The organism is Streptomyces lincolnensis, from assembly GCF_021173675.1.
Lineage (GTDB): Bacteria > Actinomycetota > Actinomycetes > Streptomycetales > Streptomycetaceae > Streptomyces > Streptomyces lincolnensis_B.
The window spans coordinates 188816-211891 of the sequence record NZ_JAIHON010000002.1 but is presented as its reverse complement, the minus strand read 5'-3'; the positions used below and the strand labels follow the sequence as shown (position 1 = coordinate 211891).

The following is a 23076-nucleotide window of genomic DNA, read 5'->3' as shown; positions in this document are numbered from 1 at the left end:
AGCAAGAGTCCTGAAAGTAACGGAAAGAACTTTCAGCGGCGGGAGTTGGCCCTCGCTCGTCCGGGGCTCAGCAACTCGCCTTCCCGGCGCGGATCGCGAGGGCCGTGTTGGCGCCCAGCGTCGCCGTGAACCGGCCGCCGGAGTCGACCGTCACGCTCGTGTTGTTCTGCACGTTGCAGTACGTCCCGGCGGGCAGCGAGGTCTGGTACGTGCGGCTCAGCGAGCCCGACTCGTGGTTGATGGCCACGAAGCCCTTGGCGCCCCGGCCGAAGGCGATGGCGTCTCCCCCGTTGTCCCACCAGTCGGTGACCGCCTCGCCGCGGGTGGCGTTGCGGAAGGCGACCATGGACCTGATCTCCGGCCAGTTGTGCTGGCACTTCCAGCCGTCCTGCCAACAGGCGGTCACCGAGCCGCCGCCCGGGGGTCCGGCGTCCGTGTCGGAGAACTCGTAGCCGGAGTTGATGTCCGGGGCGCCGTAGGGCCAGGCCAGCATGAAGACGTTGGCGAGGGTGTAGTTGGCGCCGTCCTTGTAGCTCAGGGTGGAGCCGTTGCGCTCGGTGTCGTGGTTGTCGACGAAGACTCCCGCGACCGAGTTGCTCAGGTAGCCCCAGCCCTCGCCGTAGTTCTTCAGGTAGGCGAGGTTCTCGCTGTTGAAGACCCGCTTGAGGTCGTAGGCGTAGCGGAACTCCTGGACGTCACCGTTGCCCGTGTACTCGGTGGGCTGGACGGCCTCGCCGCTGCCGTGGATGACCTCCTGCTTCCAGTACGCCGACGGGTTGCTCAGCCGGGACTTGATGTTCGCCAGGTCGGCGGTGTCGATGTGCTTGGCCGCGTCGACGCGGAAGCCGTCGACGCCGAGGGAAAGCAGGTCGTTCAGGTAGCCGGCGATCGCGCCGCGGACGTAGGACTCGCCCGTGTCCAGGTCGGCGAGGCCGACGAGTTCGCAGTGCTGGACGTTCCAGCGGTCCTGGTAGTTGGTGATCTGGCCGGTGCAGTCGTCGAAGTCGGGGGACGAGTACAGGCCCGGGTAGGTGTACTTGGAGTACGACGAACCGCCGGTGCCGGTGCCGCTGCCCGCGGACATGTGGTTGATGACGGTGTCGACGACGACCTTCACCCCGGCCGCGTGACAGGCGCTGACCATGTTCTGGAACGCCGAGCGGTCACCGAGCCGGCCGGCGATCTTGTAGCTGACCGGCTGGTACGAGGTCCACCACTGCGGGCCCTGGATGTGCTCGGCGGGCGGGGAGACCTGGACGTAGCCGTAACCGGCCGGGCCGAGGGTGGTGGTGCACTCCTTGGCGACGGAGGCGAAGTTCCACTCGAAGAGGACGGCGGTGACGTCCTTGGTGCCGGGCGGGGAGGCGTGGGCGGTGCCGGGGGCCAGCACGGCCGCCGCGGCGGCTAGCGCGGTGGCCACGGAGGTGGCGGTCGCGGACCATCTCGATATCACGTGGGGGCTCCTTGCCGGACGGCCGGGCGTCTTTGCCCGGCGCCGGCGTGAACGTACCGCCGGCGCAAGGTTTACAGCAAGAGCCCTGAAAGCAACGGCAAGAACTTTCACACGGCGTCCTGGGGTGCCCTTCTCGACCACCCCGCGCTCACGGGCGCGTCGGTCTGTCACGTCTCGGCGGGCCGACCCGTCCGTGCTGTTCCACGCCCCGGTGCCGATGGGAGAGACCGGCGCGCGAGCGCTCAAGCGGGTGTGGGAGGTACTTCTGCGCGCCTTCCCGGACATCCATGTCGCGGTGGAGGACGTGATCGCGGAGGGCGACCGGGTCGTCTCCCGGAACACGGTCACCGGCACCCACCGGGGCGAGTTCCGCGGCCTCGCGCCGACCGGCCGGGCCGTCAGGTACGACGAGATCTTCGTCTTCCGCTTCGAGGACGGCCGTATCGCCGAGATCTGGGGCGTGGTGGACGTCTTCACGCAGTTGCGACAGCTCGGCGTGCTCTCCGACGGGTCCGCCTGACACCCCGGAGGGCCCGCCGTGGCGGGCCCTCCGAAGTCGCGCGGTCCGTCAGGCGGTCGGCTGCCTGTCAGGCCGTCAGGCGGTCGGCTGCCTGTCAGGCGGTCGTCCACCACACCGTGGTGTCCGACGGGACCTTCGTCTCGCCGTCCGCCTCGGTGATCTCGCCGCTGGTGAGGAGCACACGGCCGTAGGCCGGGGTCGTCACCGACTCGCCGCTCGTGTTGGCGACGCACACGAACTCGCCGCGGCGGAAGGCGAGAACACCCTCCGGAGCGCGGAGCCACTCCACCGAGTCGCCGGCGCCGAGGTCGGGCCGGCTGCGGCGGACGGTGAGGGCGGTGCGGTACAGCTCCAGAGTGGAGTCGGGCACACCGGTCTGGGCCTCGACGGAGAGCTCGCCCCAGCCCTCCGGCTGCGGCAGCCAGCTGCCCCCGCCGCCGAAGCCGTACGACGGACCCGTGCGCGTCCACGGGATCGGCACCCGGCAGCCGTCACGGAAGCCGTCCTGCCCGGCGCCCCGGAAGTAGGCCGGGTCCTGCCGGACCTCGTCGGGCAGGTCGACGACGTCCGGCAGGCCCAGTTCCTCGCCCTGGTAGATGTACGCCGATCCCGGCAGCGCCAGCATCAGCAGCGTGGCGGCGCGGGCGCGGCGCAGGCCCAGGTCGCGGTCGCCCGCCGTGCGGATCTGGGTGCCGAGGCCGGGCGGGTTGGCGAAGCGGGTCGCGTGGCGGGTGACGTCGTGGTTCGACAGCACCCAGGTCGACGGGGCGCCCACCGGGCGCATCGCCTCCAGGGTGCGGTCGATCACCTCGCGCAGCTCCGCCGCGTCCCACGCGGTGCTCAGGTACTGGAAGTTGAAGGCCTGGTGCAGTTCGTCGGAGCGGACGTAGTGGGCGGTGCGCTCGACGGTCGGCGTCCAGGCCTCGGCGACGAAGATGCGCTCGCCGGCGTACTCGTCGAGGATCGTGCGCCACTGCCGGTAGATCTCGTGCACGCCGTCCTGGTCGAAGAACGGCATGACATCGTTGCCCAGCAGCTTCACCTGGTCGCTGCCCCCGATGTCGGGCAGACCCTCCGCCTTCACCAGGCCGTGGGCCACGTCGATACGGAAGCCGTCCACGCCCATGTCCAGCCAGAAGCGCAGGATCGAGCGGAACTCGTCGCCGACGGCCGGGTGTTCCCAGTTGAAGTCGGGCTGTTCGGGGGCGAAGAGGTGGAGGTACCACTCCCCCGGCGAGCCGTCCGGCTCCGTGATCCGCGTCCACGCCGGTCCGCCGAAGATCGACTCCCAGTCGTTGGGCGGCAGTTCACCGTTCTCGCCCTTGCCGGGACGGAAGTGGTACCGGTCCCGCAACGGTGATCCGGGCCCCTCCGCGATCGCCCGCCTGAACCACTCGTGCTGGTCGGAGGAGTGGTTGGGCACCAGGTCGACGATGATCCGCAGGCCCAGCTCGCGGGCGTCGCGGATCAGCGCGTCGGCGTCCAGGAGGTTGCCGAACATGGGGTCCACGGCCCGGTAGTCGGCCACGTCGTAGCCGGCGTCGGCCTGCGGCGAGGCGTAGAAGGGGCTGAGCCACACGGCGTCCACGCCCAGGTCGCGCAGGTACGGCAGTCGGGAGCGGATGCCCTCCAGGTCGCCCATGCCGTCGCCGTTGCTGTCGGCGAAGCTGCGCGGGTAGACCTGGTAGATCACCGCGTCCCTCCACCAGTCGCTGCGCTGGGCTTTGGCGGGGGTCGGTGCCTGGGCAGTGGCGTAGTGCTGCTGGCTCATGGCGTCCTTGCTACGTAACGGGGTCATCAGGTTCAGGTTCAGGTGTGCGTATGGGGAGGGGACGGGGATGACGAGGCGGCCGCGGTCACAGCGGGGTCGGATGGAGACCGCGACCACCTCGGGTCTTTTGCTCGCCCCCTACCCCTTCGTGCCACCGGCGGTCAGCCCGGTCACCAGGTTCTTCTGCACGAAGTAGAAGAACGCGGCGGCCGGTATCGCGATCAGCACGGCCGTCGCCGCCATCAGGTTGCGCTGTGCGTCGTGCTCGCTGACGAAGGTCTGCAGGCCGACCGCGAAGGTGTACTTCGTGTCGGACAGCATGAACGTGGACGCGAACGCGACCTCGCCGAAGGCGGTGAGGAAGCTGTAGAAGGCGGCCACCGCCAGGCCAGGCCGGGCCAGCGGCAGGATGAGGCGGGCGAACGTGCCGAAGGGGGTCAGCCCGTCGACGCGTCCCGCCTCGTCGATCTCGAACGGGATGGTGTCGAAATAGCCCTTCATCAGCCACGCGCAGTACGGGATGGTGGTCGTGCAGTACACCAGGATGAGGCCAAGGTACGTGTCGATGAGCTGGAGGTCCGACAGGATCTGGTACATCGGCACCATGAGTACGGCCACCGGGAACATCTGGGTGACCAGTAGCACCCACATGAACTTCCGGTAGCCCGGGAAGCGCATCCGCGAGACCGCGTAGCCGGTGGTGGCGGAGATGACCACGCCGATGAGGGTGGTGCCGAGCACGACGATCAGCGTGGTCTGGAGCCAGTCGAAGAACTTCGTGTTCTGAAGGACGAACGTGTAGTTGTCGAACGTCATCTTGCCCCAGATGCCGCCGGGGTGGAGGTAGTCGTCCTTGTCCGGGCCGAGGGACAGATAGACCAGCCAGACGATCGGGAACAGCGCGGCCAGGCTCGCGACGATCAGGATGCCGTGGGAGGCGAGGCGGGCGCCGGGGCCGATCTCGCCGCGGCGCCGGCTCCCGCCGGAGGTGCCGGCCGAGGAGGTCCGCGCGGTCTTCGCGGCGGAGGTCTCGACTGTGGTCGTACTCATGGGGACTCCTGCCTCAGATCGCGAGCTGCTGGTCGTTGCGGTTCAGCCAGCGGCGGTAGAAGGAGGTGAAGACGATCAGGATGGCCAGCAGCAGGATGCCGTAGGCCGCCGACTGCGCGAAGTCGCGCGGCTGTTGTCCGAAGCCGAGGTACCACGCCCAGGTCACGAGGATCTGCGCGTCGGGCGCGGTGTTGCCGAACAGCAGGAAGATGATGGCGAACTGGTTGAAGGTCCAGATCACGCCGAGGAGTACGACGGTGGAGCTGACGCTCCTGAGGCCGGGCAGGGTGACGTGGCGGAAGCGCTGCCAGGCGGTCGCGCCGTCCATCTCGGCGGCCTCGTACAGCGAGGCGTCGATGGACTGGAGGCCGCCGAGCAGCGACAGCATCATGAAGGGCACCCCGCACCAGGTGTTGACCATGATCGCGGCGAACCGCTGCCAGAAGGTGTCCTCCAGCCACAGCGGTGTCGGCAGGTGGAGGGTCTCCAGGAAGGAGTTGATGATGCCGCCGTCGGCGAGCATGAAGCGCCAGCCGAAGACGGTGACGAAGGTCGGCACGGCCCAGGGCAGGATCAGCACCATCCGGTAGAGGGTGCGCCCGCGCAGCTTCTGGTTGAGCAGGAGCGCGAGGCCCAGACCGATCGTGTAGTGCAGGGTGACGCAGAGCGCGGTCCACACGATCGTCCAGATGAAGTGCGACCAGAAGCGGTCGTACGCGGTGTCGCCCCACAGGATGTCGGCGTAGTTGTCGAAGCCGATGAACTTGTAGGTGGCGTCGATGTGGTTGACGCCGATCGTGCGCGCCGAGTTGAGGCTGTTGGCGTCGGTGAGGGTGAGGTAGAAGCCGTACACCAGGGGGTAGAGCACGAGGACGCCGAGGACGATCACCACCGGGGCGATCATCGCGTAGGCGTACCAGTGCTTCTGGTAGCCCCGCCTCAGGCGTTGGACCGGCCCGGGCTTCGGCGCGCGGTCACCGCGGCGCCTGCCGGTCGCGCGGTCGATGGCGACTGTCATGGTTCGACACCTTCTGGAAGATCTTGGGCCTACACGGTCCGGGCACAGGCCGGTGGCCGTCGGATCCGTCCCCCTCTGGCGTTCTGGCGGATCCGACGGCCCACGCGGGGCTTACTTGCTGAAGTCCGGGACCAGCTTGGCGATCGCGGTCTTCGCCTTGCCGAGCCCCTCGTCCAGGGACTCCTTGCCGCCGGCGATCTGCGGCAGCTCGGAGTCCAGCGGACCCCACAGGGAGCTGTACTCGGGCAGCGCGGGCCGCGGCTGGGCGGCGGGCAGGACGGTCTGGAAGCCGGCGATGCCCGGGTCGGCCTTGACCTCGGCGGTGTAGGCGTCGTCGCGGGTCGGCAGCGTGGAGTTCTTCAGGGCGATCTGCGTCTGGGACTTCGCGGAGGTCATGAAGTTCACGAACTTCAGGGCCGCCTTCTGGTGGGCGGAGTCCGAGCCGGCGTAGACCGAGAGGTTGTGGCCGCCGGTCGGGGCGCCCGCCTTGCCGGTGGAGCCGGCCGGGACGGTGGCGATGCCGAGGTTGTTCCGGTCCTTGAAGGCGGTGCCCTTGTAGAAGTTGGTGATCTCCCACGGGCCCTGGATGATCGAGGCGACCTTGCCGCTGACGAACGCCTCCTGGATGTGGGCGTAGGCGTCGGCGGTGGTGTCGGCCTTGTGCAGGCCCTTGCCGGAGAACAGGCTCAGCCAGGTGCCGTAGCCCTTCTTGGCGGCGGCGGAGTCGACGGTGACCTTCTTGGCCTCGGCGTCGACGGTGTCGGTGCCCTCGCCGTAGAGGAAGGCCTGCGCGTAGTAGGCCTGGGTGGAGCCCCAGTAGCCGTCGACGCCGGTCTTGTCCTTGACCGTGGCGGCGGCCTTCCTCAGGTCGTCCCAGGTCTTGGGGGCCTCGACGCCGGCCTTCTGGAAGAGGGCCTTGTTGTAGACGAAGGCGAGGGTGTCCGTGGTGAACGGGACGCCGTAGGTCTTGCCCTCGTACTTGGCCTGCTCGATCAGGTTGGGCTGGAACTTGCTCTGGTCGGCGAGGGCCTCGGTGCCGTCCAGCGGCAGGAAGAAGCCCTTCTTGGCGAAGGCGGGGGTCCAGCCGACCTCGGAGCGCAGGATGTCCGGGGCGCCCTTGGAACCGGCGGCGGTGTCGAACTTGTTCTGCGCCTGGTCGAAGGGGACGTTGACGTACTTGACCTTGACGTCCTTGTTGGCCGCCTCGAACTCCTTGATCAGCGCCTGGTACGTGGGCGCCTCGTTCGTGGCGTTGGAGGTGTCCCACCAGGTGAGGGTGACCGGACCGTCGGCCGAGTCGCCGCTGTCGCTTGAGCCGCAGGCCGTCGCCGCGAGGGCGAGGGACGCCACCAGCGCGGTGGCCGCTATGCCACGCCGCATGAGTTCTCCTTGAGGGTGAAAGCCCGTGGGTGGGCCCACAGGGCCCTGGCAGGACCCGGCCCCGTCTGCCGCTCCCGCCTGCCGACTGCGCCATTGCGGCCGCCGGGCGTCGCCGAACGTAACAGCGATGTAAGCGGACGCGAAAGGCCTTGCAGCAAAAAATTGCAAGGCGCTGCGAGAGTTACGCCGCCGTGACCTCCTCCAGACCAGCATGTAACCGGGCTTCCCGCCGGTCCGACGGGCACCCGGACGTTTGTGCAAGACTCTGCAAGCTCTTGCCGTCCGCCCTTCCCGCGCGGGACCATCCCGTTGCGGACCGGACGCCGACGACGAATCACGACGAATCATGAGGGACCGCCATGAGGCAGCAACCCCCTGCGGGCCGTTCAACCGCCCGGCCCCGGCGTCCGATCGGTGGGCAAGGCGAGGGGCGCCCGGTACAGTCGCTGCCTGTGACCACACGGCTTGCCGACATCGCTGCGCAGGCGGGGGTGAGCGAAGCGACCGTCAGCCGGGTCCTCAACGGGAAGCCGGGCGTCGCCGCCACCACCCGCCAGTCCGTGCTGGCCGCCCTCGACGTCCTGGGATACGAGCGCCCGGTCCGGCTGCGGCAGCGCAGCGAGGGCCTGGTGGGTCTGATCACCCCGGAGCTGGAGAACCCCATATTCCCGGCCCTGGCCCAGGTCATCGGCCAGGCGCTGACCCGGCAGGGCTACACCCCCGTGCTGGCCACCCAGACCCCCGGCGGCTCCACCGAGGACGAGCTGACCGAGATGCTCGTCGACCGGGGCGTGGCCGGCATCATCTTCGTCTCCGGACTGCACGCGGACACCTCCGCCGACATGCAGCGCTACGACCAACTGCGCGCCCAGGGCGTGCCGTTCGTGCTCGTGGACGGTTTCTCGCCCAAGGTGCAGGCGCCGTTCATCTCCCCCGACGACCGGGCGGCGATGACGCTGGCGGTCACGCACCTGGTGTCACTGGGCCACACCCGGATCGGGCTGGCCCTGGGCCCCAAGCGGTTCGTGCCCGTGCAGCGCAAGATCGAGGGGTTCGTCCGCACCATGCAGGACCAGCTGGGGCTGGCGGCGGGCGCCGTCGAGTCGGAGTTCGTCCAGCACTCCCTGTACACCCTGGAGGGCGGCCAGGCCGCCGCCACCGCCCTCATGGACCGCTCCTGCACGGCCGTGGTGTGCGCCAGCGACATGATGGCGCTCGGCGCGATACGCGCGGCCCGGCAGCGCGGCCTCGACGTGCCCCGGGACATCTCGGTCGTCGGCTTCGACGACTCCCCCCTGATCGCGTTCACCGATCCCCCGCTGACGACCGTCCGCAAGCCCGTCCCGGCCATGGGGCAGGCGGCGGTGCGTACGCTCCTTGAGGAGATCGGCGGGACTCCCGCGCCCCACAGCGAGTTCGTGTTCATGCCTGAGCTGGTGGTACGCGGATCGACCGCTTCGGCGCCCGGGGAACGCTCGCGTCCGTGACGGTCGTCGGCTCTCCTACGCTGGGTGGAGAAGAATGGTCTTCGCCCTGCGGCGGTAGTAGGTTTCGGGGGTCCGTCGGGCGGAGAACGTGCGGGTCGAACCCGACCGGGGGATGATCGGTGCGAAAGGGCTTTTCTGGCAGACTCTGTGCCTATGGCTGACACGACCGTGACGACGCAGAGCGGCCGCGCAGAAGCCGTTCCGGACCCCGTCACGGCCTCTGTGGCGGACACGGAACGGGGGTTCTGGCGCCGGCTGCGCACCCCCCGTCGGCCCCGGATCTGGTTCGAGATCCTGCTGATCGGGGTGAGTTACTGGACGTACTCACTGATCCGCAACGCGGTCCCCGAGCAGCGGGCCGAGGCATTGCGCAACGCCGACTGGATCTGGCAGGCCGAGCGGCATCTCGGCATCGCCGTCGAGCAGTCCGTCAACCACGCGGTCAACTCGGTGACTTGGCTCATCGTCGGCATGAACTACTACTACGCGACCCTGCACTTCATCGTGACACTCGGCGTGCTGGTCTGGCTCTACCGCCGCCATCCCGGGCGCTACGCGGCGACCCGTCTGGTGCTCTTCGCGACCACGGGGGTCGCCCTGGTCGGTTACTACCTGTATCCGCTCGCCCCGCCCCGCCTGATGAACGGCGGCCACTTCGTCGACACCGTCATGGTCCACCAGACCTGGGGCTCGATGGCCTCCGGCGACCTGAAGCACATGTCGAACCAGTACGCGGCGATGCCGTCGATGCACATCGGCTGGTCGTTGTGGAGCGGGCTGACGATCTTCGCGCTGGCCTCGGTGCCGTGGGTGCGGGTGCTGGGGCTGCTGTATCCGACGGCCACGCTGGTGGTGATCGTCGCCACCGCCAACCACTTCTGGCTGGACGCGGTCGGCGGCATGCTCTGCCTCGCCTTCGGCTTCACGGTGGCCCGCCTCTGGTACGGCCGCCTGCCCTACGCCCTGCCCAGGCTGGTACCGGTCGCTCCGCCGTCACCGAGCCGTGCACCGAGCCGTGCGCCGGCCGCCTCCGCGCCGTCGCGGCGGGCCGTCGTGGAGGAGCCCCGCCGCAACGAGGAGCGGCCGACGGCCGCGTCGCCGCATGGCGAGGGGACTCGGCCGAGGCGGGAGTGACCGGCCGGCGGTGGGGCGACATGCCGTCGCACCGGCACCGGCGGCACCGGGACGGCTACAGCGCTGCCGGCAATCACCGTCGCGGCCGAGCGCCGTCTCGACGAGGAGCGGACCAAAGCCCCGACGGCCCCCTCGCCGCACGGCGAGCGGCCTCGGCCCACGCGAGAGTGACCGGCCGGCGGTGGGGCGACATGCCCGTCGCACCGGCGGCACCGGGACGGCTACAGCGCTGCCGGCAATCACCGTCGCGGCCGAGCGCTGTCTCGACGAGGAGCGGACCAAAGCCCCGACGGCCCCCTCGCCGCACGGCGAGCGGCCTCGGCCCACGCGAGAGTGACCGGCCGGCGGTGGGGCGACATGCCCGTCGCACCGGCGGCACCGGGACGGCCACGGCACTGCCGGCAATCACCGTCGTCCGCCGTGCACCGTCGCGAGGGGAAGGCGGCGCCGGGTTGTTGCGCTCCACGGCGACGGGGTCCGGCCTGGCGGGAGTGGCCGCCGGGCCCCGGCCGACTTCGGGCCGCGGCGTGCGGCCGGCCTCAGCCGGGTCCGGACGCCCGAGGCTGGTGGGCGCGGTGCCGGAACGCGCGGTCGCGGTGGGTCGGTGGCGCCGAGGGGGGCTCGGCGCCGGGCCCCGGGGCGCACTGACCTGAGCGGGCGCCGTTCAGTCGTCCCGGTGCACCACGTGGCCTCCGGTGACGGTCAGTCGTACCGGTGACCGGGTCAGCTCGTCCGGGGAGGCGTGTACCGGGTCCAGGGCGAGGGCGGTGAGGTCGGCGCGGTGGCCGGGGGTGATGCGTCCCGCTGTGGCGGTCTCGCCGGCCGCCCGTGCCGCGTGGGTGGTGCAGCCCTCCAGGGCCTCCAGGCCCGTCAGCCCCGGCCGCCCCGACGCGGCGCCGCGCGGTGCCCGTGCCGTCGCCAGGACGGCCCGTACGTCGTAGGAGGCGATGGGCCAGTCCGAGCCCAGGGCGACCGTGGCACCGGCGTCCCGCAGGTCGCGCACCCGCCAGGCGCGGCCGGCGCGGTCGGCGCCCAGGCGGCGGGACCACTCGTCGGTGCCGTCGGCCCGCGTGTAGGCGGTGTGCGGCGGCTGCATCGACGCCGCCACGCCCAGCTCCGCGAACCGCGGCAGCAGGGCGTCCGGGACGGTCTCCAGGTGCTCGACGCGGTGCCGCCCGTGACCGTCCGGCCCCAGTCCCGCCACGACGTCCAGGACGTGCCGCACCGCCGCGTCCCCGATGGCGTGCGTGGCCGTACGGACACCGGCCGCGTGCAGCCGCCGTACGGCCAGGGCGTACGCCTCCGGGTCCGGCCAGAAGGCCTGCGTGCCCTGGCCGTGGCAGTCGGCGTGCTCCAGCCACGCGGTGCCGCCCTCGACGGTGCCGTCCATGAAGAACTTGACCCCGTCGATCCGCCAGTGCCGCCCGCCCCGGCCCTGCGCCGCGACGAGTGCGTCGAGCTCGCCCGGGTCCGCCCCCGGCATGCACCAGGGGGCGAAGCGCAGCCGGACCGGGAGCACGGTCTCCCGGGCGACGGAGTCGATCAGCTCCGGGTCGCCGCCGTCCATGACGTGCGCCCCGGTCAGACCGGTCGCCGCCATCGCGGACAGCAGCTCCACCAGGCGGGCCCGGCGCGCGGCGTACGACGGGCGTGGCGCGACCCCGACGACCAGGTCCATCGCCGCGTGCTCGACGAGGTGCCCGGTGGGCCGCCCCTCGGCGTCGCACACCACCTCCGAGCGCTGGCCGAACACCCGCGGCCCGGTCACGCCCGCCGCGGCGAGCGCCGGGCCGGTCGCGAGGGCCGAGTGGCCGTCGTACAGGCGCAGGAAGGCGGGCACCCCGCCGAGGACGTCCTCGACCAGCGTCCGGTGGACGGGCCGGCCCTCGAAGGCGTTGTGGTCGAGCCCGAAGCCGAGCACCCACCCGTCGACGGGTTCGGCGCCCCTGAGGGCCGCCTTCAGTCCGTCCAGGTCCGCCACCCCCGACAGATCGACGCCGGTCGCCATCTCCAGCCCCCACACGGGGTGGCTGTGCGCGTCCACGAGCCCCGGCACCAGGTGTGCCCCGTCCAGGGCCACGACCTCGGTCCCGGGCCCACGCCAGTCGCGTACGTCGCTCTCGTCGCCGACCGCCGCGATCGTCCCGTCGCGCACGGCGACGGCTGTGGCGTGCGGCCGGGCGGGATCGAGGGTACGGACCTTCGCGCCGGTGAGGATCAGGTCGGGGGTGGGCATGCCGGGTGAACTCCTCTGCGGTGGGCGGGTGTTCTGATGGGTTTGTTCTGATGGCTCGGGGGCTACGAGGCCGCCACGCGGGGTTGCTCGGCGGGCTCGGACGCGAAGTCCTCGTACACGCGCGGCCGTCGGCCGCGCAGCCACCACGCCAGCGCCAGGCCTACGACGAAGACGGCGGGGGCGGTGGCCACCAGGACCGTGTTGACGGTCGTGGAGGCACCGGTGAACAGGTCGATGTGGGTGACGACGAGCCCTATCGCCGTCGCGAGGAGCACGGCGGCGGTGATCGGCGCGACGACCGTGCGCAGGGCGCCCTCCTGGTGCCGGACCTTGCGGAAGTAGCAGGGCACGGCGATCGCGGCGAGCAGCTGGAGGACGAACAGGCCCATCATTCCCGGGGTGTTGACCCAGAGCAGCAGCTGTCCGTACGGGTCGGCGCCGGCCGCCCAGAAGGCGAGGACGACGATCGCGCCGAGGGCGGTCTGGGCGAGGCCGGCGACGTACGGGGAACGGTGGCGGGGGTGGACGCGGCCGAGGGCCTTGGGCAGGACGCCTTCCTCGGCGAGGGCGAGGGCGTAGCGGTTGATGGCGTTGTGGAAGGCGAGGAGCGAGGCGATGACGCTGGTGACGATGAAGACGTGCATCAGGTCGGCCGCCCAGGCGCCGACGTAGGTGGTGATGGCGGAGAAGAAGAGGCCGCCGGGGTCCTTGGCCGCGGCCGCGATCACCTCGTCGTCGCCGAAGGCCTGGATGACGATCCAGACGATGAACGCGTAGAAGAGGCCGAGGAACCCCACCGCCGCGTAGGTCGCGCGCGGCACCGTGCGCTCGGGGTCGCGGGCCTCGCGGCGGTAGATGACGGTCGACTCGAAGCCGGTGAACGCGGCGAACGCGAAGGCGAGGACGACGGCCGTGCCGGAGACGAGGACGTGGTCCGGGGTGAAGGAGACGCCGGACAGCCCGTGTGCGCCGCCCTTCAGCAGGACGCCGCCCGCTAGGAGTACGAGGATGCCCGTCTCGGCGACGAGCAGGATCCCGAGGAGCTTGGCGCCGAAGTCGATGGAGCGGTAGCCGCCGTAGCCGATGATCAGCAGGCCGGCCAGGGAGACCGGCAGCCAGGGGATGTCGGTGCCGAAGAGGGCGAGCGCGGTGTCCTGGCCGGCGGAGCCGAGGAGGCCGTAGACACCGGTCTCCATGCCGTTGTAGCCGACGAGGGCGAGCAGGGCGGCGCCGATGCCGATCGGGCGGCCGAGGCCGCGGGTGATGTACGCGTAGAAGGCGCCGCCGCTTCTGACGTGGCGGCTCATGGTGGTGAAGCCGACGGCGAAGACGGTGAGGGTGACGCCGGCGATGAGATAGCCGGCGGGGGCGCCGACGCCGCCGAGCAGGATCGCGAGCGGGGCGACACCTGCCATGACGGTGAGCGGGGCGGCGGCGGAGACGACGTAGAAGGCGATGTCGGCCGTGCCGAGGGAGCCGGGGCGGAGCGTCGCCGGGGAGGGCGGTGTGCTCTCCTCCGAGGCGTCGGGGGTGGTCACGGACATGGGCAAGCCCTTCGAGCGCGGCGGACGGGGAGGGTTCCGGGCGTGCGGGATGGCCGGCGTTCCCCGGGGCACCGCGGGGGTCGTGGTGTCCCGGGCCGATTAATCTAAAGGCTTTCGGTTTCGGCAATGTAGCCTCCACCCTGGGATCCGGGAAGACCTGAAGGAGAAACGTCGAGCATGGGACGGCCGCGCACACCGCTCCTCGACCGTGAGCGCATCACCACGACGGCGCTGCAACTCGTCGACGAGCACGGCGACTTCAGCGTGCCGCAGATCGCCAGGCGGCTCGGGGCGCAGACCGGCTCGGTGTACCACCACGTGGACGGCCGGGACGGCATCGTGGAACTGCTGCGCGAGCGGGTGGCCTCGGCGATCGACCCCGGGACGCTCGATCTCACGCCCTGGGACGAGGCGCTGCTCGCCTGGGCACGCTCCTACCGGGCCGCGTTCGCCGCCCACCCCCGGGCGATCCCGCTGCTCATGACCTCCCCGGTGCGGGCGCCGCGGGTCCTGGAGCAGTACGAGCGGGCGGTGTCGCTCCTGCTGGACGCCGGGTTCGTCCCGGCCGACGTGATGCCCCTGATCACCGCCCTGGAGAACCTCGTCCTCGGCTCCGCCCTCGACCTCACCGCCCCCGAAACCATGTGGGAACTCACCGACACCACCCCCACCCCCCACCTGGCCCGAGCCCTCGCCGCCGTAGGCGAAGGCCGCGCGAACCGAGCCTTCGAGGTGGGCCTGGAGGGCCTCCTGAACCACGCCCGCACCCTGCGAGCGGGCGGCAACGACGAATGGACGACCCGGTAGAAACCCCGCGCCACGGGCCGCCGACCCCACTCACGTCCCCCCGAGACGCCTCGACCGGCGACCCGACCGACGCGGCAGATGACCCGGCGGGCATCCAGGCGGCCAGGTTCCGTCCCTTGTGGTGCGCCGGCGGGGCTGCGCGCAGCCGCTCGGTGGGGTGGGTCGGGCGGGGTCCGGGTGGTCAGCCCGTGTAGAAGAGGGCGTCGACCACGCTTCGGGCTCGGCGGGCCGTGCGGCGGTAGTCGTCGAGCATGTCGCCGACGTGGCCGGGGCCGTAGCCCAGGTAGCGGCCCACGGCGGCGAGTTCGCGGGCCTCGGAGGGGAAGGTGTCGCCGGCCCGGCCACGCACGAGCATCACCGCGTTGCGGACGCGGGTGGCGAGTACCCAGGCCTCGTCGAGGATGGCGGCGTTCTCCTCGGAGAGGAGGCCGGCGGCGCGGGCGGCGGCGAGGGCGGCGCGGGTGCGGGTGGTGCGCAGGCCGGCCACCTGCGAGCCGTGCCGCAGCTGGAGCAGCTGCACGGTCCACTCGACGTCGGACAGGCCGCCGGGCCCGAGCTTGGTGTGCAGCTTGGGGTCGGAGCCGCGCGGCAGCCGCTCGGACTCCATACGGGCCTTCAGGCGCCGGATCTCGCGGACGGCGTCGTCGCCGAGACCGGCCGTCGGATAGCGGAGCGGGTCGACGAGCTCGACGAACCGGCGGCCCAACTCCTCGTCCCCGGCGACGGGTTCGGCCCGCAACAGCGCCTGCGACTCCCAGCCCAGGGACCACCGGCGGTAGTAGGCCTCGTACGACTTCAAGGACCGCACCAGCGGACCGGACTTGCCCTCCGGGCGCAGGTCGGCGTCGATGAGCAGCGGCGGGTCGGCGCTCGGGATCTGGAGCAGGCGGCGCATCTCGGAGACGACCTTGTTCGCCGCGTCGGTCGCCTCGCGTTCGTCCACGCCGTCCCGCGGCTCGTGCACGAACAGGACGTCGGCGTCGGAGCCGTAGCCCAGCTCGTGGCCGCCGAAGCGGCCCATGCCGATGACCGCGAACCGGGTGGGCAGGGTGTCCCCCCAGCCCTCCCGGACGACCGCGCGCAGGGTGCCCGCGAGGGTGGCCGCCGTCAGGTCGGACACCGCGCCGCCGACCAGGTCCACCAGGGCGCCCTGGTCGGCCTCGACGGGCTGGGCCTCGGTGCCGTAGGAGCCGACGATGTCCGCGGCGGCCGTACGGAACAGCTCGCGGCGGCGGACCCCGCGGGCGGCCGTGACCGCCTGGACGGCGCCGTCCGCGCGGCCGACCGCGGCGAGGATCTCCTGCTCCAGATGGGCCCGTGAGCGGGATTCCAGACCGCCGCCGTCGCCGTCGCCGAGGAGGGCCACCGCCTCGGGGGCGCGCATCAGCAGGTCGGGGGCGAGCCGCCCGGCGGACAGCACCCGGGCGAGGTTCTCGGCGGCGGCGCCCTCGTCCCGCAGCAGCCGCAGATACCAGGGCGTCTTGCCCAACGCGTCCGAGACCTTGCGGAAGTTGAGCAGCCCGGCGTCCGGGTCGGCGGAGTCGGCGAACCAACCCAGCAGCACCGGAAGGAGAGTGCGCTGGATGGCGGCCTTGCGGGTGACGCCGGAGGCCAGCGCCTCCAGATGTCGGAGCGCCGAGGCGGGGTCCGCGTACCCGAGCGCGACCAGCCGCTCCCGGGCCGCCTCGGGGCTCAACCGGGCCTCGACGGGCGCAAGTTGGGCGACGGCGTCGAGCAGCGGCCGGTAGAAGAGCTTCTCGTGCAGCCGCCGTACCGCACCGGTGTGCCGCTTCCACTCACGGGTCAGCTCGGCGACCGGGTCGGCGCGCAGCCCGAGGGAGCGGCCGAGGCGGCGCAGATCGGCCTCGTCCTCGGGGACGAGGTGGGTGCGGCGCAGCCGGTAGAGCTGGATCCGGTGCTCCATGGAGCGCAGGAAGCGGTAGGCGTCGTCGAGCTGGACGGCGTCGGCACGGCCCACGTAACCGCCGGCGGCCAGGGCCTGGAGCGCGTTCAGGGTGGTACCGCTGCGCAGCGAGGCATCGGACCGGCCGTGCACCAACTGCAGGAGCTGGACGGCGAATTCGACGTCCCGGAGGCCGCCGGGCCCGAGCTTCAGCTCACGCTCGATCTCCGCGGCCGGGATGTTCTCCACCACCCGGCGGCGCATCTTCTGCACGTCGGCGACGAAGTTCTCGCGCTCGGCCGCCTTCCAGACCAGGGGTTCGAGCGCGGCGATGTAGTCCTCGCCCAGCTCGACGTCCCCGGCCACCGGGCGGGCCTTGAGCAGCGCCTGGAACTCCCAGGTCTTGGCCCAGCGCTGGTAGTAGGCGCGGTGGCTGGAGAGCGTGCGCACCAGCGGACCGTTCCTGCCCTCGGGGCGCAGGTTGGCGTCGACGGGCCAGATGGAGCCCTCGACGGTGGTCTCGGAGCAGATCCGCATCATGTGCGAGGCGAGCTTGGTGGCCGCCCTGACCGCCTTGCCCTCGTCGGCGCCGTCGGCGGCCTCGCCGACGAAGATGACGTCGACGTCGGAGACGTAGTTGAGCTCGTGGCCGCCGCACTTGCCCATCGCGATCACCGCGAGGCGGCACACCGCGGCGTCGTCGGGCGCGGCGGCCCGGGCGATGGCCAGGGCGGCACGCAGAGTCGCGGTGGCGAGGTCGGCGAGCTCGGCGGCGGTCTCCGCGAGGTCGGTCGTCCCGCACACGTCCCGGGCGGCGATGGACAGCAGACAGCGCCGGTAGGCGACCCGCAGCGAGACCGGGTCGGTGGCCTCGGCGAGGCCCTGCTCGAACTCCTCCACCCCGGGGTGCAGGTCCCGCGGCTCGTACATGACCAGCGCGTGCCAGTCGCCGGGATGCCGGGCGAGATGGTCGGCGAGCGCGGCGGAGGCTCCCAGCACCCCCAGCAGCCGGTCGCGCAGCGGCTTGGCCGCTATCACCGTGTCCAGCAGCTCACGGTCGCCCTGCGCCTCCAGGAGCCGTACGAGACCATGGAGCGCGAGGTCGGGATCGGCGGTCGCGCCGAGAGCCTCCAGCAGCACCGGGTCATTGCGTACGGCGGACAGTTCCGGGCTCTCCAGGAGCCGCTCGGCGGCCGAGGGATCGGTGAAGCCGTGCCGCAGCAGCCGCGTGAAGGTACTGCTCCTGCGCCCCGGCGCCGTCATCCCCGGCCTCCCGTCCGATCAAGGTCGTACCGGCCCGAGCCTAACCGCAGAGCCTGTCGGAAGCGCCGGGGCGTGCACCGACGAGTTCGGGCGGCCGGACGGGTCTGTACCGGCGAGGCCGGGGAAGGCCACTGATGAGAGACGTCTGGAGGCCCACTGATGACGGACAAGGAAACCGGCACGGCGACCGGAGCGGAGCCCGAGACCCTGCTCGACCCGCGGTACAGCGACGAAACGGCCGTGGCCATCCCCTGGGCGGACGCCGAGGCGCTGCTCGCCGCGGCCGAACTGTTCTGGATCTCGACGGTACGACCGGACGGGCGCCCGCACGTGACCCCGCTGCCCGCGGTCTGGGCACACGGCGCGCTGCACTTCTGCACCGGTCCCGCGGAGCGCAAGGCGAAGAACCTCGCGCACAACCCGCACGTCGTGCTGACCACCGGCACCAACATCTGGGACAAGGGCTACGACCTGGTGGTCGAGGGCGAGGCGGTGCGGGTCTCGGACGACGGCAGGCTGCGTGAGCTGGCCGCCGCGTGGGAGACGAAGTACGGAGATTTCTGGCGCTTCGAGGTACGGGAGGGGTATTTCCACCACGGTCCGGGCCATGCTGTCGTCTTCGCGGTGGCGCCGAGCACCGTTTTCGGCTTCGGTAAGGGGGAGCCGTTCAGCCAGACGCGGTGGCGCTTCTGAGGGCCGCCGCGCCGGTTCGTAGCGACACCGACGTCGACGAAGGGGTCACACCATGGACTTCACGCTCGAAGTGATACCGCTGCCCGTCACGGACATCGACCGGGCCCGGGACTTCTACCGGGACAAGGTCGGTTTCCACGTGGACATCGACCAGGAGGTCATGCCGGGGATGCGGATCGTCCAGCTGACGCCCCCGGGCTCCGGCTGCTCGCTCGCGCTCGGCGAGAGCATCTGGGAGATGTCCCCGGGCGAGAAGCCGCGGCCCGGCTCCTACCAGGGCCTCCAGCTCTGCGTCGCCGACATCAAGGCCGCCCACGCCGAACTGGTCGAGCGCGGCCTCGACGTCTCCGAGCCGGTGCAGTACTCCCCCGACGACGGCGCCACCTTCATGTACTTCAAGGACCCCGACGGCAACGGCTGGTCCGTCCAGGAGTACCGCCGCCGGTCGACGGAACCGCTGCACAAGGTGCTGGCGGATCTGGCGGCACGGGGGCAGTAGCCACCGACCCCGGAGGGAGAACGCTGTGAACCAGCTGGCCAGGGGGACCGTGGCGACCCGGCTGCCCGCCCGGGATCTGGAGCGGGCCCGGCGCTTCTACTCCGAGGTGCTGGGTCTCGACCCCGTGGACGAGCGGCCGGGGGGCCTGTTGTACCGGTGCGGCGGCACGGAATTCGCCCTGTTCGCCTCGGCCGGAGTCTCGCCCGGCACCTTCACGCAGATGGGGTGGGTGGTCGAGGACCTGGACGAGATCATGGCGGAGCTGCGGGCACGGGGGGTGGTGTTCGAGGAGGTCGACGTCCCCGGCCTGCGCACGAAGGACGGCGTCGCGGAGGTGGCGGGCCACTACCCGAGCAAGGGCTTCCGCGGCGAACGCGGCGCGTGGTTCCGCGACAGCGAGGGCAACCTGCTGGGCATCGGCGAGCCGACCTACTGAACCCCGCATCACCGCATCACCGCATCAGATGCTGCCGCTCTGCGCGTAACGGCAGCCTTCGAGGCGTCGATACCACCACCCGTCGGTGCCCCTCCGCCGACGGGTGTGGGCGAGCGGGTCCGGCAGGGTTCGGGCGAGGTAGGAGCGGTCCAAGGCCGCCACCACCCGCCCCAGCTCCGCCCGGGCCCGCGGCGGCAGCTCCCGCACGGCCACGTCGAGCGCGTCCCGCGCGTGTCTGACATCCCTGAACGAGCAGCTTCGGCAGTCGCAGTCGTCCAGGTACGGATAGCGCGGCCGACGCCCCGGCGGCCCCAGGAAGTCCCGGTACCGGCGCAGGGCGTAGGCGATCACGCCGGGAAAGACGTAGTAGTCGTCCGACAAGGCCTCGTACCGGTGCACGGCGAGGCTGGTGGCCGCGGACAGGCCGTGGATGCGGTCCGGCGGCGGGGTGTCCCAGCGCCGCGGGGGCTGCGAGGACGGTCGGGAGGCGGCGCGCAACGCGCCGGGCCGCTTACGCGGCACGGGCCTTTCGGCGGGCGGTCATGCCGATCATCATGCCGCACGCGCGACCCGCCTGGAAGGCCCGCACACAGAGGAGGGGAGCCCACGGACAGGAACCGTGGACTCCCCTTTCCGGGCCGCCGTCCAGCGCGTTACAGCACCGGCAGGTTCTTCCGCAGCTCGAAGGCCGTCACCTCCGACCGGTACTCCTCCCACTCCTGGCGCTTGTTGCGGAGGAAGAAGTCGAAGACGTGCTCGCCGAGCGTCTCGGCGACGAGGTCGCTGCGCTCCATCAGGGTCAGGGCCTCGCCGAGGTTCTGCGGCAGGGGCTCGATGCCCATCGCGCGGCGCTCGGCGTCGGAGAGGGCCCAGACGTCGTCCTCGGCGCCCGGGGGCAGCTCGTAGCCCTCCTCGACGCCCTTGAGGCCGGCGGCCAGGAGCATGGCGTAGGCGAGGTAGGGGTTGGCACCGGAGTCGAGGGAGCGGACCTCGATGCGGGCCGAGCCGGTCTTGCCGGGCTTGTACATCGGGACGCGGACCAGCGCGGAGCGGTTGTTGTGGCCCCAGCAGATGTACGAGGGGGCCTCGCCGCCGGCGCCGGCGGTGCGCTCGGAGCCGCCCCAGATGCGCTTGTAGGAGTTGACCCACTGGTTGGTGACCGCGGAGATCTCCGCCGCGTGCTTGAGCAGGCCCGCGATGAAGGAGCGGCCGACCTTGGAGAGCTGGTACTCCGAGCCCGACTCGTAGAAGGCGTTGCGGTCGCCCTCGAACAACGACAGGTGCGTGTGCATGCCGCTTCCCGGGTGCTCCGAGAACGGCTTCGGCATGAAGGTGGCCTGGACGCCCTGCTCCAGCGCCACCTGCTTCATGACCAGGCGGAACGTCATGATGTTGTCGGCCGTGGAGAGCGCGTCGGCGTAGCGCAGGTCGATCTCCTGCTGGCCGGGGGCGCCCTCGTGGTGGGAGAACTCCACCGAGATGCCCATGGACTCCAGCATGGTGATCGCCTGGCGGCGGAAGTCCATGCCGATGTTCTGCGGGGTGTGGTCGAAGTAGCCGGAGTTGTCGGCCGGGGTCGGCCGGGAGCCGTCGGTCGGCTTGTCCTTCAGCAGGAAGAACTCGATCTCCGGGTGGGTGTAGAAGGTGAAGCCCAGGTCGGAGGTGCGGGCCAGGGCACGCTTGAGCACGTACCGCGGGTCGGCGAAGGACGGGGAGCCGTCCGGCATGAGGATGTCGCAGAACATCCGGGCGGTACCGGGGGCCTCGGCGCGCCAGGGCAGGATCTGGAAGGTCGAGGGGTCGGGCTTGGCGATCATGTCGGACTCGTAGACCCGGGCGAAGCCCTCGATCGCGGAGCCGTCGAAACCGATGCCCTCATCGAACGCCTGTTCGAGTTCGGCCGGGGCCACGGCCACGGACTTGAGGAAGCCCAGCACGTCCGTGAACCACAGGCGTACGAACCGGATGTCGCGCTCCTCCAACGTCCGGAGCACGAACTCCTGCTGCTTGTCCATCTTCCGCTTCCCCATCCTTGCTGGTCAGGCCGCCTGTCTCCCTGTCCCGCAGGAGGCGGTCGGGCACCTGAGCATCACACCACAACACCGTTTCGAACGCGTTGCGCACCATGATCGACCGGTCGACCTCGGGGTGAACGCCTCGCCACCGTCAGGTGTACTGCTCTGCCGCCCATCTTGCCTGCTCGGACCGACATCCGTAATGCCGGGAGCCCCCGGACCTGATCGGAGCGCTCCCGCACGGCCGGACGCGCCTCGGGCGGGCGGCGGCCGGACCCCGATCTTCGGCCATTCCTGTGACCGGCCTACGGGTGTTCTTTCTCTCCCCATTACGATCAGCCCACACGACCGCCCCCTTTCCCCCTGAAGGACATCGCATGGGCTCGGCCAAGAACAGCAGCAACGCGGACCGCAAGGCGCGAATAGAGGAGATGCGGCGTGCCGAGCGGGCTCGGGAACGCCGCAACCGCGCCCTCACCATCGGGGCGAGCGTGGTGGTCGTCATCGGTCTCGTCGTGGGCGGCGCGGTGCTGGTGAACTCGCAGTCCGACGACGACTCCGGCACCGCCGCCGACTCCAAGCCCACCGGCGACGCCGGGATCTCCGGGAGCTTCACCACCGGCTCGGACGGCGTGAAGACCTGGAAGGGCAAGCTGGGCCAGACCCACGTCGCCAAGGCCGTGAAGTATCCGATGGAACCGCCGGTCGGCGGCAACCACGACCAGGTCTGGATGAACTGCAACGGCGACGTCTACACCAAGGCGATCAACAACATGAACGCCGTGCACTCCCTGGAGCACGGCGCGGTGTGGGTGACGTATACGAACAAGGCGAAGAAGGCCGACGTGGACGCGCTCGCGGCCAAGGTGAAGCAGACGCCGTACACCCTGATGAGCCCGGACGAGAAGCAGGCGGCCCCGATCATGCTGTCCGCGTGGGGGCACCAGCGCACGGTGACGGGCGCCGACGACCCGAACGTGGACAAGTTCTTCGCCCAGTACGTCCAGGGCAAGCAGACGCCCGAGCCGGGCGCGGCGTGCACGAACGGTCTGTCGCAGTGAGGTCCGCGGGGGTGGCCGTGGCCGTGGCGGGGGTGCTCGTCGCGGCGGGCGCGATCACCTATGCCGTCGCCGAGGACAGCGGCTCCGGAGACGGCACCCCGACCGCCGAGTCCGCGGACGCCGGATTCGCCCGCGACATGGCGGTGCACCACCAGCAGGCCGTGGAGATGTCGTACATCGTGCGCGACCGCACCGACGACGTGGAGGTGCGGCGACTGGCGTACGACATCGCGCAGACGCAGGCCAACCAGCGCGGCATGCTGCTGGGCTGGCTCGACCTGTGGGGACTGCCGAAGGTGTCCGCGAAGTCGCCGATGTCCTGGATGGGCATGGGCGGCATGCCGGCCGGCAAGGACGGGGCGCTGATGCCGGGCATGGCGACCAACAGCGAGCTGAAGAAGCTGAACACGCTCAGCGGCAAGCAGGCCGAGGTCTTCTACCTCCAGCTGATGACGGACCACCACAAGGGCGGGATCCACATGGCCCAGAGCTGCGTGGACAAGTGCTCGGTCGGCGTGGAGAAGCGGCTCGCGCAGGGCATGGTCAACGGCCAGGAGTCGGAGATCTCGTTGATGGCGGGCATGCTCAAGGAGCGGGGTGCGAAGGCGCGTTGACGGCGGCCGTCCCCGACGGCTCCCCATAGCGGGATAACCCTCGGTGTTGGTACCGCCTTAACCGTTGAATGGTCTTTGATTGGCCTTGCCGTCGGGTTAATTGGGGCCTTCTTGGCATCGGCATTCCCCTGGCGTGAACGGTTCGTCGCGAGAGTGGCCACCGTCGAGTGATCACTCGCGACGAACCACACC

At 71.0% G+C, this 23076-nt stretch carries 19 protein-coding genes; 9 read left to right on the top strand and 10 right to left on the bottom strand.

The features are described 5' to 3' along the window. Positions 1-67: 67 nt before the first annotated feature. Positions 68-1453 (bottom strand): alpha-amylase, encoded by a 1386-nt coding sequence (locus K4B79_RS04505; RefSeq protein ID WP_232024924.1) that lies wholly within the window; start codon positions 1451-1453, stop codon positions 68-70. On the opposite strand from K4B79_RS04505, the gene K4B79_RS47665 reads away from it, so the two are divergent. After that, on the top strand, positions 1338-1973 hold the full coding sequence (locus K4B79_RS47665) for an ester cyclase (RefSeq protein ID WP_308280389.1): 636 nt from the start codon (positions 1338-1340) through the stop codon (positions 1971-1973). The genes K4B79_RS04505 and K4B79_RS47665 overlap by 116 nt on opposite strands. Before the next feature lie 94 nt (positions 1974-2067). Here K4B79_RS47665 and K4B79_RS04495 read toward each other — a convergent pair whose 3' ends face one another. From K4B79_RS04495 to K4B79_RS04480, 4 genes are all read right to left on the bottom strand, one after another. After that, on the bottom strand, positions 2068-3744 hold the full coding sequence (locus K4B79_RS04495; RefSeq protein WP_232025421.1) for a glycoside hydrolase family 13 protein: 1677 nt from the start codon (positions 3742-3744) through the stop codon (positions 2068-2070). 138 nt (positions 3745-3882) lie between these two features. Further along, positions 3883-4794, bottom strand: coding sequence for a sugar ABC transporter permease (locus K4B79_RS04490; protein ID WP_232024922.1), 912 nt, complete (start codon positions 4792-4794; stop codon positions 3883-3885). Positions 4795-4807: 13 nt separating this feature from the next. Then, on the bottom strand, positions 4808-5812 hold the full coding sequence (locus K4B79_RS04485) for a carbohydrate ABC transporter permease (RefSeq protein ID WP_232024921.1): 1005 nt from the start codon (positions 5810-5812) through the stop codon (positions 4808-4810). Positions 5813-5923: 111 nt separating this feature from the next. Beyond that, positions 5924-7192: an extracellular solute-binding protein gene (locus tag K4B79_RS04480; protein ID WP_232024920.1), complete on the bottom strand. Its 1269-nt coding sequence runs from the start codon at positions 7190-7192 to the stop codon at positions 5924-5926. Positions 7193-7644: 452 nt separating this feature from the next. On the opposite strand from K4B79_RS04480, the gene K4B79_RS04475 reads away from it, so the two are divergent. Together K4B79_RS04475 and K4B79_RS04470 are read left to right on the top strand one after the other, a co-directional pair. Beyond that, a complete protein-coding gene (locus K4B79_RS04475; RefSeq protein WP_232024919.1) occupies positions 7645-8679 on the top strand; it encodes a LacI family DNA-binding transcriptional regulator in 1035 nt (344 codons plus the stop codon). A gap of 153 nt (positions 8680-8832) precedes the next feature. After that, entirely contained in the window at positions 8833-9813 is a 981-nt protein-coding gene (locus K4B79_RS04470; protein ID WP_232024918.1) for a phosphatase PAP2 family protein, read from the top strand. A gap of 664 nt (positions 9814-10477) precedes the next feature. On the opposite strand, the gene K4B79_RS04465 is transcribed toward K4B79_RS04470, so the two are convergent. Both K4B79_RS04465 and K4B79_RS04460 read right to left on the bottom strand, forming a co-directional pair. Continuing rightward, positions 10478-12049: an amidohydrolase gene (locus K4B79_RS04465; RefSeq protein ID WP_232024917.1), complete on the bottom strand. Its 1572-nt coding sequence runs from the start codon at positions 12047-12049 to the stop codon at positions 10478-10480. 62 nt (positions 12050-12111) lie between these two features. Next, the gene (locus K4B79_RS04460; RefSeq protein ID WP_232024916.1) at positions 12112-13593 is read right to left on the bottom strand and encodes an APC family permease; all 1482 of its coding nucleotides are present in this window, start codon (positions 13591-13593) and stop codon (positions 12112-12114) included. Positions 13594-13770: 177 nt separating this feature from the next. Here K4B79_RS04460 and K4B79_RS04455 point away from each other — a divergent pair, with 177 nt between their 5' ends. Further along, positions 13771-14400, top strand: coding sequence for a TetR/AcrR family transcriptional regulator (locus K4B79_RS04455; protein ID WP_232024915.1), 630 nt, complete (start codon positions 13771-13773; stop codon positions 14398-14400). Positions 14401-14581: 181 nt separating this feature from the next. Here the strand turns inward: K4B79_RS04455 and K4B79_RS04450 are convergent, their stop codons facing one another. Then, positions 14582-17566 (bottom strand): bifunctional [glutamine synthetase] adenylyltransferase/[glutamine synthetase]-adenylyl-L-tyrosine phosphorylase, encoded by a 2985-nt coding sequence (locus tag K4B79_RS04450; protein ID WP_232024914.1) that lies wholly within the window; start codon positions 17564-17566, stop codon positions 14582-14584. A gap of 159 nt (positions 17567-17725) precedes the next feature. Between K4B79_RS04450 and K4B79_RS04445 the strand changes: the two genes are divergently transcribed. The 3 genes from K4B79_RS04445 to K4B79_RS04435 are packed head-to-tail and all read left to right on the top strand — an operon-like array spanning position 17726 to position 19194. Beyond that, the gene (locus tag K4B79_RS04445) at positions 17726-18259 is read left to right on the top strand and encodes a pyridoxamine 5'-phosphate oxidase family protein (protein ID WP_232024913.1); all 534 of its coding nucleotides are present in this window, start codon (positions 17726-17728) and stop codon (positions 18257-18259) included. Between the two features lie 52 nt (positions 18260-18311). Further along, the gene (locus K4B79_RS04440) at positions 18312-18758 is read left to right on the top strand and encodes a VOC family protein (protein WP_232024912.1); all 447 of its coding nucleotides are present in this window, start codon (positions 18312-18314) and stop codon (positions 18756-18758) included. A 25-nt stretch (positions 18759-18783) separates the two neighbouring features. After that, entirely contained in the window at positions 18784-19194 is a 411-nt protein-coding gene (locus K4B79_RS04435) for a VOC family protein (protein ID WP_232024911.1), read from the top strand. Positions 19195-19218: 24 nt separating this feature from the next. Here the strand turns inward: K4B79_RS04435 and K4B79_RS04430 are convergent, their stop codons facing one another. Both K4B79_RS04430 and K4B79_RS04425 read right to left on the bottom strand, forming a co-directional pair. After that, positions 19219-19716: a hypothetical protein gene (locus K4B79_RS04430; RefSeq protein ID WP_232024910.1), complete on the bottom strand. Its 498-nt coding sequence runs from the start codon at positions 19714-19716 to the stop codon at positions 19219-19221. Between the two features lie 131 nt (positions 19717-19847). Continuing rightward, the gene (locus K4B79_RS04425) at positions 19848-21209 is read right to left on the bottom strand and encodes a glutamine synthetase family protein (protein WP_232024909.1); all 1362 of its coding nucleotides are present in this window, start codon (positions 21207-21209) and stop codon (positions 19848-19850) included. Positions 21210-21586: 377 nt separating this feature from the next. Here K4B79_RS04425 and K4B79_RS04420 point away from each other — a divergent pair, with 377 nt between their 5' ends. Together K4B79_RS04420 and K4B79_RS04415 are read left to right on the top strand one after the other, a co-directional pair. Beyond that, positions 21587-22270 (top strand): DUF3105 domain-containing protein, encoded by a 684-nt coding sequence (locus K4B79_RS04420; protein ID WP_232024908.1) that lies wholly within the window; start codon positions 21587-21589, stop codon positions 22268-22270. 11 nt (positions 22271-22281) lie between these two features. Continuing rightward, complete coding sequence (locus tag K4B79_RS04415; protein WP_232024907.1) at positions 22282-22884, top strand: DUF305 domain-containing protein; 603 nt, start codon at positions 22282-22284, stop codon at positions 22882-22884. Positions 22885-23076: the final 192 nt, after the last annotated feature.

Bases quoted from the DNA above. Each gene is read 5' to 3' on its own strand.
- K4B79_RS04495 (WP_232025421.1), bottom strand. From the start codon at position 3,744: ATGAGCCAGCAGCACTACGCCACTGCCCAGGCACCGACCCCCGCCAAA.
- K4B79_RS04490 (WP_232024922.1), bottom strand. From the start codon at position 4,794: ATGAGTACGACCACAGTCGAGACCTCCGCCGCGAAGACCGCGCGGACC.
- K4B79_RS04485 (WP_232024921.1), bottom strand. From the start codon at position 5,812: ATGACAGTCGCCATCGACCGCGCGACCGGCAGGCGCCGCGGTGACCGC.
- K4B79_RS04480 (WP_232024920.1), bottom strand. From the start codon at position 7,192: ATGCGGCGTGGCATAGCGGCCACCGCGCTGGTGGCGTCCCTCGCCCTC.
- K4B79_RS04470 (WP_232024918.1), top strand. From the start codon at position 8,833: ATGGCTGACACGACCGTGACGACGCAGAGCGGCCGCGCAGAAGCCGTT.
- K4B79_RS04465 (WP_232024917.1), bottom strand. From the start codon at position 12,049: ATGCCCACCCCCGACCTGATCCTCACCGGCGCGAAGGTCCGTACCCTC.
- K4B79_RS04460 (WP_232024916.1), bottom strand. From the start codon at position 13,593: ATGTCCGTGACCACCCCCGACGCCTCGGAGGAGAGCACACCGCCCTCC.
- K4B79_RS04455 (WP_232024915.1), top strand. From the start codon at position 13,771: ATGGGACGGCCGCGCACACCGCTCCTCGACCGTGAGCGCATCACCACG.
- K4B79_RS04450 (WP_232024914.1), bottom strand. From the start codon at position 17,566: ATGACGGCGCCGGGGCGCAGGAGCAGTACCTTCACGCGGCTGCTGCGG.
- K4B79_RS04445 (WP_232024913.1), top strand. From the start codon at position 17,726: ATGACGGACAAGGAAACCGGCACGGCGACCGGAGCGGAGCCCGAGACC.
- K4B79_RS04440 (WP_232024912.1), top strand. From the start codon at position 18,312: ATGGACTTCACGCTCGAAGTGATACCGCTGCCCGTCACGGACATCGAC.
- K4B79_RS04425 (WP_232024909.1), bottom strand. From the start codon at position 21,209: ATGGACAAGCAGCAGGAGTTCGTGCTCCGGACGTTGGAGGAGCGCGAC.
- K4B79_RS04420 (WP_232024908.1), top strand. From the start codon at position 21,587: ATGGGCTCGGCCAAGAACAGCAGCAACGCGGACCGCAAGGCGCGAATA.